We start from the raw sequence: 21,373 nt of genomic DNA on the forward strand, positions 1-21,373 counted from the left end.
TTACTGTTTAGATTTTCTTAGCTTATTGTCTGTTTGTTTTTTAAAATTGACATGGTTTGATTTACTATATCAACAGACTTGGTGTTTTTTTCGTCTACTTTCTCCAGACCGTGTTCTATATCTTCTTTAATATGGCTTGTAAGTGTTTCTATGTTCGTAAACTGATAAGCGTTTAATACTTTTAGATTTATATTTAATTCTTTATTGATAAGAGCTACCATTTTCATCAGACTAATGGAATTGCCTCCTATTTCAAAAAAATTATCTTGTATTCCTATCACTTCTTTTTGGAGTATTATTTTCCATATGCTGAGTATTTTTGCTTCTAACTCATTTCTGGGTAAACTATACGCTGAATTTTTAGTAGTCTCCTGAGCTAAAGTGATTAAGGCTTCTTTATTTATTTTTCCGTTACTCAGAATTGGAAATTCTTCGACCCCAATTAGTTTTGAAGGAATCATGTAAGAAGGCATTTTTTTTACCAGATAAGCTCTTACTTGTTTTTCCGTTAGTTTTTCGTGGCTCGTGTAAAAGGCAAATAATTTTCCCTGATTATCCTTATCATCAACCAGAACTATGGCGCTTTTAATTTTTTTATACTGCTGAAGTGCATTTTCAATTTCACTAAGTTGTATACGATAACCTTGCAATTTAATCTCGCTGTCTTTTTTTTCTACAGGATCCAGAACTTCTTTAATTTCAAAAAATAAGCTATCTGGATTTTTAAGAATTTTACTGTATATGCGTTCAAAAAGATTTTTTATTTCTGCTATAAAATCATGATCATATTTTTGAGCGTTGTAAACAAACCTTATTACGGTATCATTACCAGGAAGAACCATTATTACAAAATCATAATTGGATTGCTCGTATGTTTTTACAGCCATTATTTTTAAGGCATCCTGAGAGGAATTATCTAATTCATTTATTAAATTTTCCTGAATGGGATAATTTTCATAAACCATAATGGTATCAAAAAGCTGATGTGTCAAATTACTCTTGGATTGTATTTCTGCTAATTGAATGTAATGGTTTGAAATTCCATTGATATATGCTTTTTGATTCTCAATTAAAATATCTTTTATGGCTTTTTTTGAATCAAACTTTATGCGAACAGGAATTGTGTTAATAAAAAGTCCCAGCATTTCTTCTATTCTATCAATTTCAGAAGATCTTCCGGAAACTACGCTTCCAAAAACAACATCATCTGTATTGTTATATTTAGCGAGTACTATTGCCCAAACTGTTTGCATAAAGATGTTTTCGGTAATTCCGTTTTTTTGGCAAAGTGCTGTAAGGGCTTTTTTGTTTTTTTCTGATATCTTATGAAAAATTTCTCCTTCTGTTTTTTCACTATTTTGATTCTCAGGATTAAAATGTGGTAATCCTGTATGGGCATTAAATCCTGATAGATATTGCTCCCAGTAAGAAGCCATATTTTCCTTATCTAATTTCATCAGCCATTTTATATACTCTGAATAGCTAGGTGGCGGAGATAATGTAAAAGGTTTATTTTCCAACAAACATCTGTAGACATAAAAAAACTCATTGATTAATATCCCTATACTCCAGCCATCTAAAATAATATGATGGTGACTCCAAATAAACTCAAAGGTATTTTCTCCTAATTTTAGAACCGTTAACCGTATTTGTGAACCTTTGTAAAGATTAAATCCTCTTTTTTTATCTGCCTTTTTAAAATTTTCCAGCGAAAAAATTTCATTCGCACTTTCATCCTGATACGTAAAACCCGAAGGAATACTTTCTACTACAACCTGCAAGATATCATTTCCTATCGTGTTATTAAAACAGGTTCTAAGGGCATCATGTCTGGAAACTATAAAATCAAATGCTTTATGAAGCAATTCTACTTTTAATTCGCCGGAAACCTCATAGCTGGACTGCTCAAAATAAACATTTTTTGAAACATGCCAGTGAAAAAAGATCCCTTCCTGCAATGGAGTTAATGGATATATGTCTTTTATTTTCATGGAATAAATACTGTTCGTTTACTAGTGAACCTATTTGAGTTAGTAATTTGAGCGCTTCATAATAGAAGATTTTCGTTAGATCGTTATGTTATCACTCTCAACATCTTCCGGCTCTTCCTTGTTGGCCCAAATCATATTATCAATTTCATTAGCCAAACTCTCTAAGGTTGGATTGTTAAATAAATCGGTTATCATAATTCTAACATCAAACTGATTATTGATGAGATTAAATATTTTTACTGCTTTTAAACTATGTCCGCCAATCTCAAAAAAATTATCCAGTAAGCCAATTTTTTCGATTCCTAAAACATTTTTCCAAATCTCTGCCAACGCTTTTTGCGTAGTTGTTTGCGGCAAAATGTATTCTTTTCTATCTGCTAATGAGAATTCAATTTCAGGAAGTTTGTTTCGGTCTATTTTTCCGTTTATATTTAATGGAAATTCATTTAAAAAGGCAAAGTGATTCGGAATCATATAGTTTGGAACACGAGTTCTTAACCAGTCTTTTATAACATGACTTTCGGTGTTTTGATCTGAAACCACATAGGCAATTATGCTTTTTTCGCCTGTTAAATCATCCTTTATGACCACAAGAGCAGAAGTTATAGATTCATGTGTACATAAAATATTTTCGATTTCTCCCAACTCTATTCGATAACCACGAACTTTTACCTGATTGTCTCTTCTGCCAATAAATTCTATCGTATTATTGTTTGACCATTTTCCTAAATCGCCTGTTTTGTACAATCTTTCTTTTGTATTGTAAGGGTTGTTTAAAAATTTGGCATTTGTTAGTTCAGGATTGTTTAAGTATCCTCTTGCAATACCATCGCCGCCAACATATATTTCGCCAATAACACCTTTTGGTACCAAACGATGATTTTTATCCATGATATAAACGGTACTATTGCTTATCGGAACACCTATAGGAACAGAGGATTCTATTGGCAAATTGATCGTATGGGTTATCGAAAATGTAGTATTTTCAGTAGGTCCGTAACCATTGATTATGACCAATTCAGGATAAGTGGTTTTTAGTTTCGTAATATGATATGGAGATAAAACATCACCACCGCACAATATTGTTTTCAGATTTTGAAACAACGAAATATTATCGTCTACCAATTGGTGCAGCCAGCCAGCCGTTAGCCACATTATAGTTACATTTTCGCGTGCAATTACGTCAGACATATCGTTAGTTGACAATAATGTATGCTCTTCACACATTACTAATGTTCCACCGTTTAAAAGCATTCCCCAATACTCAAAAGTAGTTGCATCAAAAGAAAATGAACCTGTGGCCAATAATATTTCTTCTCCTGTAAGATTGATAAATTTGGTATTTTTTACCAATCTTACCACACTTTGCTGTTGTATTAAAACCCCTTTTGGTTCTCCGGTAGAACCTGATGTATACATGACATAAGCTAAATCATTTGCTTTTGCATATTGAGTTTCAAACTGAGTTGAATAGTTTTGCTGTGTTTTTACAAATTCTTCAATTAAAGTAGCATTAACAAGACATTCGGCATTAGAATCTTTAATAATATAATTGATTCTTTCCTGAGGATAATCTGTCGTAACAGGAACGTAAGCACATCCGGATTTCAGCACGGCCAAAATGCTTATTATTTGCCATTCGCTTTTTGGCAAAATAATAGCAGCAAAATCACTGGTTATATTAGTATGATCTTTTAAATAATTGGCAAGTTGGTTCGCGATCTCATTCAGTTTTTGATAGCTGTATTTTTGATTTTGGTACACAAGAGCTGTTTTTTGAGGTGTTAATGCCGCTTGCTTTTCAAACAATTCTATAATAGAAAACTCTCTTGGATACTCTGTTTGATGACCACTTAATTCTTCTAATAAATATTTTTTCTCTGATAATGTTAAGCAATCAATAGCACTTATTTTCTGATCATTTTTACTGGCAACTTGTAATAATATCTGCTCTAAATGATGTAGCAGTGAAGTGATTTTTTGAGCAGAAAACACATCTGTATTATATTGCAGTGTTATAGTCAGTTGATCTTCAACAATTAAAAAATCTAATGTCAAGTCAAATTTAGAATTGGTATTATTACCTGTCGCATCATACGGATTCAGATCGGATGTTTTTTTGTTTTCTTCTCTAATGGTAACCACTAAATCAAATAGCGGATTTCGGCTGGCATCGTATTTAATATCCAGCGCATTGATTAATTCATCCATTGGAAATTTCTGATGCTCCATTGCCTTCAGTACATTGTCTTTGACTTGTGCCAAAATGTCTAAAAACGAAGCATTTTCATCAAAACGTGTGCGCAATGCAATTGTATTAGCATAGAAACCAATTTGATCAAACAATTCAGGATAATCTCTGTTAAATATCGGACTTCCGATAATAACATCTTCGTAACCTGTATTTTTATTGACCAAAACGTTTGTTATGGCTAAAAATAACATAAATAATGAAGCTTCCTCATTGGCGCATAATAGTTTTAATTCTTTTAATACATCGCCCTCTACAACATTGGAAATTACGGCGCCATTATAGGTTCTGATTTTGGGTCTTTTTTTATCTCCCAATTCATTTAAAATTGGTAAATCGCCTTCAAATTGCTGCAGCCAATATTCTTTGTGAGATTTTAAGTCCCCGTTTTTGATTAAATTTTGTTCCCAAGCGGCATAATCCTTATACTGTATTTCTAAAGGAGCCAAATCTGGTTCTTGGCCTTGACTATATTTTTCATATAAAGTATAAAGTTCGTTTACAAAAACATCTGTTGACCATCCGTCAAAAACTAAATGGTGAAAAAGAGCGCTAATAATCCATTGATTATCTTTAAGGCTTATCAATTCAATTTTAATTAACTGACCTTCTTCTAAATCAAAAGAAACGTCACCGCTTTCTTCAATGGCCAGCTGCAAATCTTTATCCGTATCCTGACTTTGTCGCAGATCTTTGTAATGAATTTTTAATGGTTTTACCTGTTCTGCCGGAATGATAATTTGTCTTGGTTCTCCGTTTTTTTCGGTAACAAATGCTGTTCTCAAAATCTCGTGTCTTAGTATCAGGCTATGCAATGCTTTCGCTAAAATATCTTTGTCTATAAAAATATTTTTAATATCTATTAATCGAATATTGTATGCTTTATTGGCTTCGTCATTTAGCGTACAGATATTCCAGATTCTGTATTGAGAAGAAGATAAAGGATAACTGGCTGCACTTATTGTTCTAGGAATGGAAGTTGTATTTTTGTTTAGTGCACCATCAATAAATGCAGCCTGTTGTTTTATGGTATGATGTGCATAGATTTCTTTTACAGAAATATGCACGTTAAAACCCGCCAAAATCTGGTTGGAGAGTTTTATCATTTTTAAACTATGCCCACCCAAATGGAAAAAATTATCATTAACGCCTGTTATTTCCCTGTTCAGAATACGTTTCCATATCGCGGCCAATTTTATTTCTACTTCTGTTTTAGGTTCAACAGATTCTTCTTTTACATTATTGGTAATTACCGGATAAGGCAATTTTTTAAAATCTACTTTTCCGTTAATCATTAATGGAATTTCGTCTAATTGTATGTAATAATCCGGAACCATGAATGTTGGCAATATTTCCTGAAGAAAAAGAAAAATTTCTTCTGTGCTTATTGGTTTTACTGTTTTTACGTAAGCTGCAATTTGCTTTTCGTTTTCTGATACTGCAATTGTTCTTGTAATAGCAAAGTCTATATCTTTATGAGACAATAAAGCTTTTTCTATGGCTTCTAATTCTATTTTATACCCTTTTACTTTAACCTGATTGTCTTTTCTGCCTACAAACTCTAGTTTTCCGTTTGGAAGTTTTCTAACCAAATCTCCCGTTTTAAAAAGTTTTAAATTAGGTTTAAAAGGATTTTTTATAAAATTTTCAGCCGTTATTTCACGCTTGTTCCAATATCCTTGCGCTACCTGATTTCCTGAAATGCATAACTCGCCGATACTGTAAAAAGGACATAATTTTAAATTTTCGTCTAATACATAAGCGGCATTATAAACATTGGTTTCGCCTATTACAGCATTTTGAAATTGTTTTACGCCTGGCTGATAACTTTGGGTTGTGATAAAAACAGATGCTTCCGTTTGTCCGTACAGCACGTGTATGGAGGCATTAGAAAATACGGCTCTTATTTCTTCTAAAAGACCTGTAGGTATTTTATCTCCTCCAATAAATATGGCGTTTATATGATTGTATGTATTTTCGTTTTTATTGGTTTTAATATAATTAATAATAGTTTTCATCAAAGTTGGTACTGCATGAAAACTATTGGTTTGAAAAAGAGTTTTTGTAAGCTCCTCTATGTCTTTAATTTCTTCATTAGACAATATAATTGCTTTTCCTTTAGACAGTAAAGGATAAAACAATTCAAAAAGAAAAATATCTGATGAACTGGAAGCAAGCAAAGGCATTACAGGCTCCTGATTTAATGAAAAATTTATTTTTGCATTGTTAAACAAAGCGCAAATGTTTCTATGCTCTACAAGTACTCCTTTTGGTTTTCCGGCACAACCCGAAGTATACATTACATACGCCAGATCTGACGGTGAAACATCCGTATTTGAAAGAATTAAATCTGTTTTTGGATAGTTTTTGAAACGATTAATAAGTTCCTCGTTGATTATAATAGTGCAATCCGCATCCATTAAAATATAATTGACTCTGTCTAATGGCAAATTAACATCTAAAGGAACGCAAACTCCTCCTGCTTTTAAAACGCCCAAAAGCGCGATAACTAGCAAATCGCTTCTCTCTAATTGTATCGCTATAAAATCTCCTAAACACACTTTATGCTGCTTTTTTAGAAAATGTGCAAATTGATTGGCAATTACATTTAGTTTTGAAAAATTATATTCGTTTTCACCGAAAGTTAAAGCTGTGTTACCTGGTTTTTCTGCCGCAGCAGTTTCAAACATTTCAACTAAAGTATATTCCTGACAACCATCTATCAAAGAAGCGTGTCCTGACCATAAAAGTATACTTTCTTTTTCTGATTCATTTAAAAGTTCAATTTCAGAAACAGGCTTTTCAAAATTTTCTACTGCCTGATTTAAAAGATATTCAAAATGTTTTTTTAGCGATTCAATATCGTTTTGAATATATTTTGCTGCATTATATGTAAAGCGAACCATAGTTTCTTTTCCCGGAACTACAACAAGAGAAAAGTCATACCCTTCGCCTTCGTAAGAGTCTGCTTCTAATAATTTGATGTTTGCTTTTTTATTTTCAGAGGAGAGTTCGCTCGCTATGATTTCTTCAACAGGATAATTTTCAAAAACCATTATATGGTCAAAGAGCTGTTGATTTCTATTGGCATTTAGCTGTATTTCTGCAATAGACTGATAATGATACGGCAAACTTTCTATGGCTTTTTGCTGTACTTTTAGTAAAATCTGTTTTACGGTAGCTTCTTTTTCAAAATGTACCCTAAGCGGAATCGTATTTATAAAAAGACCAATGATATTTTCTACACCCTGTATTTCTGCGGGTCTTCCTGAAACAATACCTCCAAAAACAACATCGTTTGTATTGTTGTATTTTGCCAGTAAAATACCCCAGATGGTTTGAAAAAATACATTTTCGGTAACACTGTTTTGCTGACAAAAGGCAGTTAATTTTTCTCTTAAATCTTTATTTATGGTATAAAAAACTTCTCCAGGTTTGTAAGCGTTTGTGTCTTGTTTTTGAAAAGGCAAGCCTACTTTTCCCTGAAATCCATCCAAATAATTATTCCAGTATTGTACTGCTTTTTCTTTGTCATTTTTCATTAACCACTTCACATACTCTGCATAAGGTTTTATTTTTGGCAAGACATCATTTTTTCCATGAAGCAAACCTTCATAAATGGTAAAAAATTCTTTGATCAAAATTCCTATACACCAGCCATCCATTACAATATGATGGTGACTCCATATAAATTCATAAATATCTTTATCTGTTTTTACTACCATAAGACGCATTTGCGATCCTTTGGTAAGATCAAAATCATTTGATATATCCTCCAGTTTTAGTGAATCTATGGTATGAAGCGGGTTTTCTGTTATATCCAGATATTGAAAATTGGAAGGAACTTCATTTTGAACTACTTGTAAAATATCTTCTCCTAAGTTATCTAAAAAGCAGGTTCTAAGCACATCATGTCTTGCAATCAGTTGTTCATAACTTTCTTTGATAAAATTGATGTCAAGTTCACTTTGTATTTTATAAGATGACTGCTCAAAATACATTGATTTAGAAATTTTCCAATGGAAATAAATTCCTTCCTGCAAGGGAGTAAGAGGATATATGTCTTTAATTTTCATAGCTTTTTTACTAAGTATGTTATAGCATTTTATTTAATTCTTCCAAACTACTTATATCTAAACCTTTGTATGTGAAATCAACGGGAGTTAAATGGGTTTCTTTTTCTTCAGAAAGGCAGGAAATGAGATATTCGAGTTCTTTTTTATAGCTTTCTTTTAAATTTTCTATGGTTTCATTTTTAAAATAATGTGTATTAAACGAAAGCATAATTTGCAGCTGGTCATTAATTAAAATTCCTGATACATCAAGTGTTCCTGTTCTTTCAATGTTAACAGCTATTTCTTTTCCTTTATACTCATCTGTAAATTGAAAAATTTGCTCGTCTTTCTTCGATTTTCCTAAATCAAAATCACCCAGATAATTAAAAGAAACATCTGCTTTTATAGTGAAGTCGCATTCTTTTAAGTATTTCAAAATGCCAAATCCGATACCTTTATTGGGAATTCGGTGCAGGGTTTCTTTGACTTCTATCAATTGACTCATGTTGTCTTTATTCTTTTTCAGCGCTATCAAAACCGGATAAATTGTGGTAAACCAACCCACTGTTCTGGTTACATCTATCTCTGAATTAATATCTTCTCTTCCGTGTCCTTCCAATTGAATGGTCACATCGTTTACATCAAAATTTTTGCCTATTGCCAGCGACAAAGCGGTAATTAAAACATCATTTATATTGGTTTTGTAGGCTTTGTGTGATTCAGTAAGTAATTTTTCGGTCGTTGAGTGGTCTAGCTGAAAAAGTTTTGTTTCAAAATCTTTATACAGATTATTGCCTTGATAATCAAAATCTTTAGGCAATTCAGATGTACTAAAACGTACCTTTTCATCCATAGAAGACCAATAAACTTGTTCTTCGATCATGGTCAACGAATTAGCATATTCTAATTGTTTTTCCTGCCAATATTTCAAAGAGTGTGTTTTTAATGGTAATTCTAATTCGTTTCCAACCTCGTATTGCCCATATAATGTCACTAAATCTTCTAAAATAATTCTCCATGAAACCCCGTCAATAACCAAGTGATGAGAAAGAAGCAATAAATAATCTGTATTTTCTTTTTTCAGTAAAACGGCTTTAAACAATGGTCCTTTTTCTAAGTCGAAAGAAGATTGGTAATCGTCGCAAATTGTATTAAATTGAGCATCATTGACATTCGAATGAACATTCAGCTTGAATTCAAAACCTTCGTTTTTAATTTTCTGAATCCACGAATTTCCTTCTTCTTTAAATACCGCTCTTAAAGCATCATGATGATCGATTAATTTTTGAAAAATTTGTGTCAGTCCTTCTTCAGATAGCGGCTTTGAAGATTTTAACAATACGGATTGATTAAAATGATTTTGATCTTGTGAAGTCACTTCGAAGAAATATTTCTGAATTGGCGTAAGTGAAATGATTCCGGTTACAGCATTTTGATCTATTTCCTGTTTCACCAATTTTACATGCAATGCTAATTCCTGTATATTGGCAAACTGCATAATATCCTGAACCGTAAGTGCAAAATCTTTTTGTTTTAGTTTGGATATTATTTGTATTGCTTTTATAGAATCTCCTCCCAAAGAAAAAAAATCATCTTTTATGCCTATGTTTTCTTTTTGCAGTATTTCATGAAATACATTTACCAGAGTAGCTTCTACCTCATTGGTTGGCGCTACATAAGCATCATTGTTTAAGGAATGTTCGTTGGCTAAAAGTAGTAATGCTTTTTTATCAACCTTACCATTTGGTAATAATGGAAATTCATTTGAAATCGTATAATAGCCCGGTAATGCAAATACCGGTAATTGTTGTTTAAGATGTTTTTTAAGGTCTTCGAGATTTATGGCAACATTGGTTAAAAGGTTTGCTGTTAAATTACCTTCGCTGTACGTTACTACTGCCCCATCAATACCGTTAAAATTTAAAATTGCATTTTCAATTTCTCCCAGTTCCAGACGATTTCCTCTAATCTTGATTTGATTGTCTTTTCTGCCTAAAAACTCAATATTACCATCTGAAAATCTTTTGGCTAAATCTCCTGTTTTGTACATTTTAGTGCCTGGCTCAAAAGGATTATCTATAAATTTTTCTTTTGAGAGTTCAGGATTGTTGAGATATCCGCTTGATAAACCTTTGCCTGCAATATGAATTTCTCCAATAAGCCCATCAACAGAAAGTTCGTTATTATCATTTAAAATATAGACAGCACTATTGGCAATTGCTTTTCCGATAGAAGGAATAAACTCATGCGTTGGCTCATATACATAATAACTTGCCCAAACGGTACATTCAGTTGGTCCGTATTCATTAAAAAGTTTCGCGTTTTTTAGCGTCGCTGTATTTTGATGCAAATCGACCAATAATTTGGTACATTCTTCGCCTGCAACAATAATATTTCTTAGTTTATTATCGCGCTCACTTAATTCGTTAATCAGTAATTGATAATAGGAAGGAACTGTCAATAAGTGAGATACTTCTTCTTCTATAATAATATCAACAATAGTATCAATGTCTGAAACCCTGATTTTAGGGGCGAAAACTAATTTTCCTCCTCCTGTAATAGTTCCAAAAATCCCAGCAATAGAGCTATCAAATGATATTGATGAAAGCAATAAAAAAGCATCAACATCAGGATAAGTATCAAGTCTTGCAATGGTAGAAAACATTAAATTTTCATGATCTATAACTACACCTTTTGCATTGCCTGTTGATCCTGAAGTATATATTATATACGCAATAGTATCTGGTGTAACCTGAGCCTCAAATTGTGTGCTTTCTGCCGCAAGAGAATCCATTTGAATATCTGTGGCAAAAATTTCTCCCGAATAAAAATCCAGATCAAAAAGATAATCTGATTGTGTGATCAGCACTTTTAGCTGCGTATCCTGAATAATATGCTGAATTCTTTGTTTTGGATATTCAGGATCTATAGGTACATAAGCACTTCCGGTTTTTAAAATTCCTAATATACAAACTAATACATTTTCAGAATTGTTAATCATTAACCCTATAAATTCATTTTTTTTGAGGTCATAATTGGCTGATAAATAATTGGCAAACCTATTCGATTCTTCCTCTAATTCTTTGTAGGTCGACTTTTTATCTTTAAACGCCAAAGCTATAGCATTGGGCGTTTTTTGTACGTGTTCCTTAAACAAATCCAATATGGTTTGTTCGGTATTAAATGAAAGAAAATTCCCTTTAGAAATATGCAATAGCTGCTGTTTTTGCTGCTCTGCAATATGTTCTAATTTGTAAATTTGTTCATACGGATTATTGACAATTGAAGTCATGATAACGGAAACATGATCTGCAATTTGATGTACTATTTTTTCTGAAAAAACATCTGTATTGTATTGAATGTTTACAACTAAATGATTGTCTTCTTTATAAAAACTAAAAACCATATCGAAGCGACTGGTGGTCAATTTTTCTTCAAATTCATAAGCCCAAACTTTAAGACCTTCTAAATTTTTGCTTTTTTTATGATTATCATTTTCTCCATAAATAACCTGAACATCAAAAAGCGGATTTCTGCTTGGATCTCTTTTTAATTGTAACTCTTTTACCAATGTCGCAAAAGGAAACATTTGATGCTCATAAGCACCAAGCACTTGCTTTTTGGTATACTCTAATAATTCAAAAAAAGTGTTTTCTTTTTTAAACTGCATGCGCATAGCAAGCGTATTTCCGTAATACCCTATTTGGTTTTGCAAATCATCATTTTCTCTTCCCGAAACAGGAGTTCCGATTATGATATCTTCCTGAGTTGAGAATTTATATAATAAAGTATTGATTACAGTGGTTAATCCCATAAACATGGTGGCTCCGTTATCTCTTATCAGCTTTTCAATGGCTTCAGATAATTTCAACTCTATTTTCTTTTCTATCGTGCCCCCGTTGAATGTTTGCAGAATAGGTCTTTTTTTATCGACAGGCATAGTTAAAACCGGCAATTCTCCGGTAAATTGATTGAGCCAATATGCTTTAAGTTCCTCATACTTTTTACCTGTAAGCTGCTGGTTTTCCCAGTTAGCATAATCTTTATATTGTATTCTTAAAACATCTAGTTTGCTTGCTCTGTTTTGCTTTTTAGAGTTGTATTGCTCCAAGATTTCGGCAATGAATATATTCATAGACACAGCATCTACAATAATATGATGAATGGTGTAAATAAATGCCCATTTGTTGTGCTCTAATTGATAAAGCTTTGTTTTAAAAAGTGGTCCTTTTGATAAATGAAAAGGAATTAAAGAATCTTTAGCAATTTGCTCTTTTAAGATTTTTTCAGCATGATCTGTATTTTGCAAATCACAATGTTCGATAGAAAAATCAATAGCTTCAATTTCTTTAACAACCTGATTGACATTCCCGTTTAGATCTTCTTGAAAAACAGTTCTCAAACTTTCATGTCTTAAAACTACTTCATTTAAGGCTTCGTTTAATGCTTTGTGATCTAATGTTCCTTCAAAAATATATCCTCCAACAGAATTATAGGCTACATTTCCTTTTTCGGATTGACTTAAGATCCAAAGTCTTAACTGTGATGAAGACAAAGGATATTTTGCATCTGAACTTACGGCAAATTTTTGAATAATGCTCGCTTTGTCATACTTGTATTGATTGATAAAACTAATTAAATCAGCTTTGTTTCTTTTAATTTCATCAATTATGTCTTTTGTTAATACACCAGCGGGTGCCTTAATGTCAAGATTATCGTCTTTTACGTCAATATGAATGTTCTGTTCTTTTAGTTTTAAATATAAATCTGATATCATAGGATGAATTATTAAAGAAAATAAATTGATATTAGTCTTGTGTTAATGAAGGATTTGATGAGAATTAATACGTTAGCACATTTTGCTTAAATAATTCTTTCTCAGCAAATAATCGTTCTGCTACAATGCCTCTGTTTCTGCAATCTTTGATTAGCATATTCGATTGTACGATTGGGTTTGATTCATCTGTATATTCAACATCAAGAATGTGTCTTACCCAAGGCTCTTCACCCATGGCATATACATAAACTTCTTTGACATTAAAGCAGTTTACCATCTTGATTCCTTCGTCATAATTACTGCCTCTTCCTCTACGGCTAAAGTCTTTTTCGCGTTCTTGTTTGGTCGTAAAAATTGGTCCGTAAACCCATGAAGCAGGTGCTCCGTCACATTCCATTCCCATAAACAAGACGTCTACATCACCAATAATTTCGTGAACATGCTGATACAATTCCGGCGATTGATTACAGGAATCAGCTACAGCTAATAAAGAATATCCGTCTAATTCTACGTGATATGAAAGTTTACTGTTAATATGAATATCATGGTGCTCACCGATAAATGGAATTCCTGTAATTTTGATACCATCGATAGGTGTAACGGTTTGTAATTCTTCTAATTCGATAATATTTTCGAATCCAAGATTTCTTAATAACAGGTTTAATGAAGGATCTTGTATAGCTCCTCCAATGCTTTTTCCGACAATTATGTTTTTAACTTTATGTCGTATTTGCAGCATGGTTTCCATCAATATATGGTCGTGATGCCCGTGTGTAATTAATACATAATCTATTTCATCAGGCAAATCATCATACGTATATCTTGACACATCAGACTCGTAGGTATAACTCAAAACAGGATCCAGAACGATACAATGTTCTTTGGTTTCGATTAAGATACAGGCATGACCAAAGTATCTGATACGCATACTGTCTCCGGTATATTTTTCATACTTTTTAGGTTCTTCTGTAGTAAATAAATCTTTAAATAATGCCTCATCATTTTTATCAATATTCAAAAGGTCTGCAATGTACTCAAAGGTTTGAGGCTCACGTTTCATTTTAAACAATTCGTCGATTTGTTTCGATTTAAAAGGCAATTTAAGTTCTAATGCCGCCTCCAGATTGGATAATCTTGGCGTAGAAAAAATAAAAGGCCTGTCGGCATCTTTGTTAATTAATGACAGCTTTACAGATTGAAAAGATTCTATATAATAAGGACTTGCATAAATCAGAGGTTCATAAAACCTAAAATCGGGTCTGTGATGTCTGTCGTAATACAATTCTACATAGCCTCTAATTGGTGATGGAACTTCTTTATAAAGCGGCTGCATCAGGAATCCGGTTGCTTTTTTCTTTAATAATTTGTCTAATTCTTTTACAGCATCGACAAATTCAAAAAGAGGACCTGCCATTTTTTTTGTGTTTTCCAACAATGCTTCTACTTCATAAACATGTTTTTTGTCCAGATCTATAAAAGGTCCTCCTCTAAAAGCAGGGTCTTTTACGGCTGCCTCATGTATACTTGGATCGTTTATATATGATTCCATGATAGGAATGTATCTGTTTACGACATTAAAACCCGTAAGAATTGGCGGGATTATATGATGCCATGCATACCAGTTTGAAATTAATGGTTCTACTTGTACGTTGTTTTTCAGATATATTTTTTGAGTACCCATTTTAGAGATGTTTTTATAGTTTTAAAAAAATATGATTAAATTATATAGAGATATTTTCGAAGTCATCTCTGATAGTAACCTCATTATTAACAATTTGTGCTTTCTTTATTTCAACGCTCATTTCTTCCAGAGTCGCATTATTGAAAATCGAAACAAGATCGAGCTTTACATTAAATTCAGCTTTTATTCTTGTAATCAAATAAGTGGCTTTTAAACTGTGACCTCCTATTTTAAAGAAATCATCCAGCAAACCTATTTTATCGATTTCCAATACTTCTTCCCATAAAGCTGCTAACTGAATTTCAACTTCGTCTCTTGGTGCAAGATAGTTTCTGGAATAATTTTCAGTTATAGATTTATTCTGTAAAAGTTTCTTTTTATCTATTTTTCCATTTATGGTAAGCGGAAATTCTTTTAAGCTTATAAAATGTGACGGAATCATATATTCAGGAAGTTTATCTTCTAAAAATTCTTTGATTTCATCTTTATCTGCATCTGAATTCAAAACAAAAAATGCAATGGTTTCCTTAATTCCTAAACTGTCTTCATTGACTACTACAACCGAATCTTCAATTGCTTCATGCTGTTTGATAGCTGTTTCTATTTCGCCCAGTTCAATTCTAAATCCTCTCACTTTTACCTGATCGTCATTTCGTCCGACATATTCAATGGTTCCGTTATTTAACCATTTTCCTAAATCTCCGGTTTTGTATAATTTTTCACCTTTAGTAAATGGATTATCTATAAATTTCTGATTTGTCATTTCAGGATTGTTTAAATATCCATCGGCTAAACCTGCGCCGCTTATGTAGATTTCACCTATAGCTCCAAGCGGAAGCAATTTTTCATCTACCCCAAGAATGTAAATTCTGGTATTTGCAATTGGAGATCCTATTGGGATATTTGAAAGTTCAGAAAGCTGATTATTATCGGTAATTTTATAGACGGTAGCACAAATACTAGTTTCTGTTGGTCCATAAGCATTAAAACAAGTTCCGCCAAAATCAAGATATTTTCTAACATCTTCACTCACAGCCGCTTCTCCCGCAGTTACTAACTTTTTTAAATTTTTGATTTTATCAAGCTTTAATAACTTCAAATAAGATGGCGAAATGGTAGCAAAATTAATCCCGTGCTCTTCGATATAATTTTCCAGTTCTTCGGTGTCTTTTTTCACATCGTCTGTTATGATGTGCAATTCTCCGCCCGAAGCCAATACGGTAAATATTTCTGAAATTGAAGCATCAAAAGAAAACGAAGCTAGCTGAAGGGCTTTTTCTTTGTTTTCATTTCCGAAAATTTCTATTTGTGATAGAATCGTATTTGAAATCGCGCCGTGTTTGATAGGAACTCCTTTAGGAAGACCTGTTGAACCTGAAGTGTAAATCAAATAAGCCAAATGATCTGCTTTGACAGAACACGCATCTAAGGCATTACTGTACAGTTTTTCCATTGATCTGAAATCATAAATTTCATCAGAATCGATTACTAATTTGCAATCGCTGTTTTCAATTATGTAATCAATTCTTTCCTCAGGATATGCTATGTCAATTGGTACATAAACGCCTCCGCTTTTTAAAACTCCAAGTAACGAAATGACATTCCATTCGCTTCTGTTTAATTTAACTCCAACGAATTCATTTGGCTTTATACCGTATTTTTTCTTTAAATAATTCCCCAGTTTATTTGATAATTCATCTAGTTCCTGATAGCTTATTTTTTTGTCTTCAAAAACAATTGCGGTTTGTTCCGGTGTTTTTGCTGCCTGTTTTACAAAAAGATCAAGTAACGTATCCGGATAGGTGCTGTAATCTTTTGTTGTATTATTAAATACATTTAAGATTAAATTTTCTTCTTCAGAATTTAGGAATGGTAATGCAACCAGAGTTTTATCAGCACTTACCATTATCTGAGTTAGAAGTGTTTTTAAATTTGATATTATTCGTACAATCGTTTCCTGAAAATACAATCCAGATTTGTACTGAATTTGTCCTTCTAATTGTCCTTCATTTTCTATGAAGTTGAATACTAAATCAAACAAGCATTTTTTTAGGGTTACATTATCGTATTCAGCAATTTGCAGGTTTTCTATTTCAAGTGCTATTTTATCAGCTTCTATAGAATTGTCTCTTAATACAAACCAAACATCAAATAAGGGATGCCTGTTGCGACTCATTTTAAGATCTAAATTGAGAACAAGTTCATCAAAGGCAACCATTTGATTCTCTTGTGCATCTATAACACTTTTCTCTACTTTATGCAGTAAACTTATAAAATCACTGTTTTCATTGAATACAGTACGCAAAGGAACCGTATTGATATAAAGTCCGATTTGGTCTTCAAGATCTGTATGTATTCTTCCTCCAATTGGTGTTCCTACAGTAATATCCTGTTGATTGGTATATTTGTATAATAGAGTTTTAACCAAAGATAGAAGTCCCGTAAAAACGGTGATGGAATAGCTCTCACAGAATTTTTTGAATTTTGAGAAAGTTTCTTTTTCTATTATAAAATCAACCGAATCTCCCTGATAGGCATTAATTAATGCTCTAGATTTATCTGTTGGAAAGTCTAATACTGGCACTTCTCCTTCAAACTTTTTCAGCCAATGCTGCAGCTGATTTTTATAATCGTCTGTTTGAAACTGATCTGTTTGCCATTGCGCGTAATCTTTATACTGAATTTTTAAATCATTATTGGCAACTGTGTTTTCTTTGCTTAGCGTTTGATAATTAGATACAAATTCTTTTGTCAAAACATTCATAGACAATCCGTCGCTTATTATATGATGCATCACGAAAGAAAACATCCATTGATTGTCTTTTATCTGATATAACTTTAATCGCAATAAAGAATCTTCTTCCAGATTAAAAGACTTATCTATTTCCTGACCAATTTTATTATCTATAATTTCTTGAGAATATTGATTTTGTGTGAAATCTTCAATTGTCAAATTCAGTAAACCTTGATTAAAAGGTTGAATGTATTGCTTAACAATGCCATTTTTATCTAATCTAAAAACGGTTCTTAAGCTTTCATGTCTCTTTATTACTGCGAGAAAAGCTTCTTTAAATACAGAAATATTTAAAATTCCGTTAAACATAAAAACTTTGTACATGTTTAGCGCCACACTGGCATCATCTAAGTGAGACAACAACCATAATCTTTTCTGGCCAGACGAAAGCAGGTAATTGGTACTTTCCGGAACTTTTTTAATTTCCTGAAAGATAGTAATATTAGACTCGCATATTTTTGTTGCTAAACTCTGAATATTTCTGTTTTCGAAAATATCTCTCAGATTAATTTTTACATTAAATTCTCTGTTTATTACATTTGATAAATGTGTCGCACTAAGACTGTGTCCGCCCAGTGTAAAAAAGTCTTCGAGAATACCAATTTTAGAGTTGTTTAGCATTTCTTCCCAAATAGCGACAAGTTTTTGCTCTGTATCATTTTGGGGAGCAACATAAGCAACTGTTGTTTTGATACTTATTCCTTCAATACTGCGTAATTTGTTTCTATCAACTTTGCCGCTATTGGTTAACGGAATTGCATCAACCACAACAAAATTAGACGGAATCATATAAATAGGAAGTTTATTGCCCAACCATACATTAAGTTCTTCCTTAACCAGTTCAGTATTGGCAACAAGATATCCTACAAGATATTTATCACCATTTGTTTCGTGTGTATGATCTAAAACTACCGAATTTGTAATTTGAGGATGCTTGTTTAGGGCCGTTTCTATTTCTTCGAGTTCGATTCTAAATCCTCTAATTTTTACCTGAAAATCTTTTCTGCCCAGATATATTATATTTCCATCTGGAGACCACATTCCGAGATCTCCGGTTTTGTACATTTTTTCTCCGGGATGAAACGGATTGTCTACAAATTTTTGATTGGTTAACTCCGGATTATTTAAATATCCAAGAGCTAATCCTTTTCCTGCAAGGCAAATTTCGCCCGTTAAACCAATTGGCTGAACGGTTCCTAAATCACTTAAAATATAAATCTGCGTATTCCAGATTGGTTTCCCGATTGGGATAATTTCATTGCCTTTGGCCGTATTAAAATACGTAACGTCTATAGAAGCTTCTGTTGGTCCGTAAAGATTATAAATTGGTGCAGCAGCTATTTTGATGTACCAGTCATTAACCGTTTTTGGTGTTAAAGCTTCTCCGCTGGTTATAACCGCACGCAAACTAATTAGTTTATTGGCTATTTTATCTGTATTTTCCAAAGATGTTATAAACGTATTAAGCATACTTGGAACAAAGTGCAGCGAGGTTACAGCATGAGTTTCTATCAAATTTAAGATGCGGTGAGGAGATGAAATATCTTCCTGCTCGCAAAGTACCATTTTGGTTCCCCAGCACAAAGGCATAAAGATTTCCCATACAGAAACATCAAAAGTAAAAGTGGTTTTTTGTAAAATAACATCATTATAAGAATAGTTATATTCGTTCCACATCCAGTCTATTCTATTGGTAACTCCTTCATGCGTAATCATACATCCTTTAGGGTTTCCCGTAGATCCTGATGTATATAAAACGTATGCTAAATCAGTAATTGTATTCGTGCTTTCAGGATTTTCTTTTGGGAAAGAAGCCAATTGTTCTGAAATTTTTTCTAATATCTCCTCATCAATTACAAATTTGCATTGACTGTCTTTTACGATAAATGTTATTCTTTCTTCCGGATATTGTGGTTCTACCGGAATGTAAGTTCCTCCTGCTTTGATTATGGCCATAAGGGCAATAATCATGTGCTCGCTTCTTGGTAATTTTACCACTACAAAATCACCTTGTTGAATGTTTTTTACTTCACGTAAATAATACGCCAGCTGATTTACTTTTTCGTTTAATGCTGTAAACGTAAATTCTTTGTCTTTGAAACTAAGTGCTGTTTGGTTCGCTAACTTTTCTACCTGTTTTTCAAATAAAACATTTAAGGGAGTGCAAACCTGATCATTGTATTGCGTGTTATTAAAATCTACGATTAGTTTTTTCTTTTCTTCATTACTAAGAAGAGAAAGATTTTCGATTGTTTCTACAGGAAATGAAGTAATTAAACTTAATAAATATTCAAAATGAACCGTCATTTGATCAATAAAAAAAGTATCATACAAATCTGTATTATAAACAATACTCAATTCTAAATTTTCATCAACCTCAACAAAATTAAATAGTAAATCAAATTTGCTTGTTTTGTTTTCTGTTTCTAAAGCATCAACTGTTAAATTGTTTCCAATCGTTTTTACATTTACATTTTCGGTGTTTTGTAAAATCAAGAAGATATCAAACAACGGATTTCTACTTAAATCTGTTTCTAATTTTGCATCTTCTATTAATTTATCAAAAGGATACGATTGGTAATTATAAGCTTTGAGCGTTGTGTCTTTGATTTTCTTTAAAAACGATTCAAAATTATCTTTGGCATCTATATTAGAGCGTAATGCAATGGTATTTAAGTACAATCCTAATTGATTGTGAAATACTTGTGTCTCACGTCCGGCAATAGGAGAACCAACAATAAGATCTGTTTGACTGGTATATTTATAAAGCAATATTTTTAAGGCTGTCAATAACCCCATAAATAATGTACTTTCGTTATCAAGACAAACTTTCAGGAACTTCGCACTAACATTTTTGTCTATTTTTCTATAAACCGTGTCACCGTTATAGGTTTTTAATACAGGTCTTCTTTTACCAAAAGGAAAATCAAGTTTTGGAATTTCTCCTGAAATCTGCGATGTCCAGTACTCTTTATGTGCTGCAAAGTAACCGTCATTCAGTAATTTTTGCTGCCATACTGCGTAGTCTTTGTATTGTATGTTTAATGGTTCTTTAGCAACTGAATTTCCTTTTTCTAATGCTATATAATTTTCTAATAATTCGCTTATTAGTACACCCATAGACCATCCGTCACTAATAATGTGATGAATCATAAAAAAGAAAATCCATTTATTATCAGCGATTTGATAAACGGTACTTTTTAAGAGAAAATCTTTTTCTAAATCAAAAGAATAAGACAGTTCACAGCTTATTAATTCATTTACATTAGTTACTGCATTTCTAAGATCAATGTTGGCTACCTGAAATTTTACTTCTTCAAAAGGAATTATTTTTTGTGCAACGGTGTTTTCGTTGTTTACAAACTGAGTTCTTAAAATTTCATGACGTTCTATAACAAGCTGAAATGCATTTTCTAAAGTTTTTACATTCAGATTGCCTTCAAAAGTATATATAGCTGGAACATTGTACGCTAAATTAGATTCCTGCATCTGGCTTAAAATCCACATTCTGTATTGAGAAGAAGATAATGGATAGCATTCTAAATCGGCTGATTTTAAGATTTCGGGCAATGCAGGTTTTAATGACTGTAGGTTTTTATTGCTAAGCAAAAATGCTGTCAGCTCTTCTTTATGCTTTTTTATTTCTTCAATGAGACTATTGTCTATAGTAGATTTTTCAGCAAAAACTTTCAGCTTATGGTCAACCATTTCAAGTAAAATTCCTTCTCCCTGTAATTTATCAATTAATTTTTTCATTGTTTTATTTTAATTTTCAGAGGATAATTTTCAATTTTAAAGTATAATGTAGGGTATGATTATCGGGC

The 21,373-nt window shown here is 32.3% G+C and carries 5 protein-coding genes; all 5 read right to left on the reverse strand.

Annotated elements, in window-relative coordinates:
• Nucleotides 1-17: 17 nt before the first annotated feature.
• The 5 genes from EV143_RS11045 to EV143_RS11065 all read right to left on the reverse strand — a co-directional run bounded on the left by EV143_RS11045 (nt 18) and on the right by EV143_RS11065 (nt 21,305).
• Nucleotides 18-1,991 carry a condensation domain-containing protein gene (locus EV143_RS11045; protein WP_133508004.1) on the reverse strand — a complete coding sequence of 658 codons (1,974 nt, stop codon included), beginning with the start codon at nt 1,989-1,991 and terminating at the stop codon, nt 18-20.
• Nucleotides 1,992-2,066: 75 nt separating this feature from the next.
• The gene (locus EV143_RS11050; protein ID WP_133508005.1) at nt 2,067-8,318 is read right to left on the reverse strand and encodes a non-ribosomal peptide synthetase; all 6,252 of its coding nucleotides are present in this window, start codon (nt 8,316-8,318) and stop codon (nt 2,067-2,069) included.
• Between the two features lie 19 nt (nt 8,319-8,337).
• On the reverse strand, nt 8,338-13,074 hold the full coding sequence (locus EV143_RS11055; protein WP_133508006.1) for a non-ribosomal peptide synthetase: 4,737 nt from the start codon (nt 13,072-13,074) through the stop codon (nt 8,338-8,340).
• A 64-nt stretch (nt 13,075-13,138) separates the two neighbouring features.
• Nucleotides 13,139-14,755 (reverse strand): MBL fold metallo-hydrolase, encoded by a 1,617-nt coding sequence (locus EV143_RS11060; RefSeq protein ID WP_133508007.1) that lies wholly within the window; start codon nt 14,753-14,755, stop codon nt 13,139-13,141.
• A gap of 40 nt (nt 14,756-14,795) precedes the next feature.
• Entirely contained in the window at nt 14,796-21,305 is a 6,510-nt protein-coding gene (locus tag EV143_RS11065) for a non-ribosomal peptide synthetase (RefSeq protein ID WP_133508008.1), read from the reverse strand.
• Nucleotides 21,306-21,373 lie beyond the last annotated feature (68 nt).

It is taken from the genome of Flavobacterium chryseum, from assembly GCF_004362015.1.
Lineage (GTDB): Bacteria > Bacteroidota > Bacteroidia > Flavobacteriales > Flavobacteriaceae > Flavobacterium.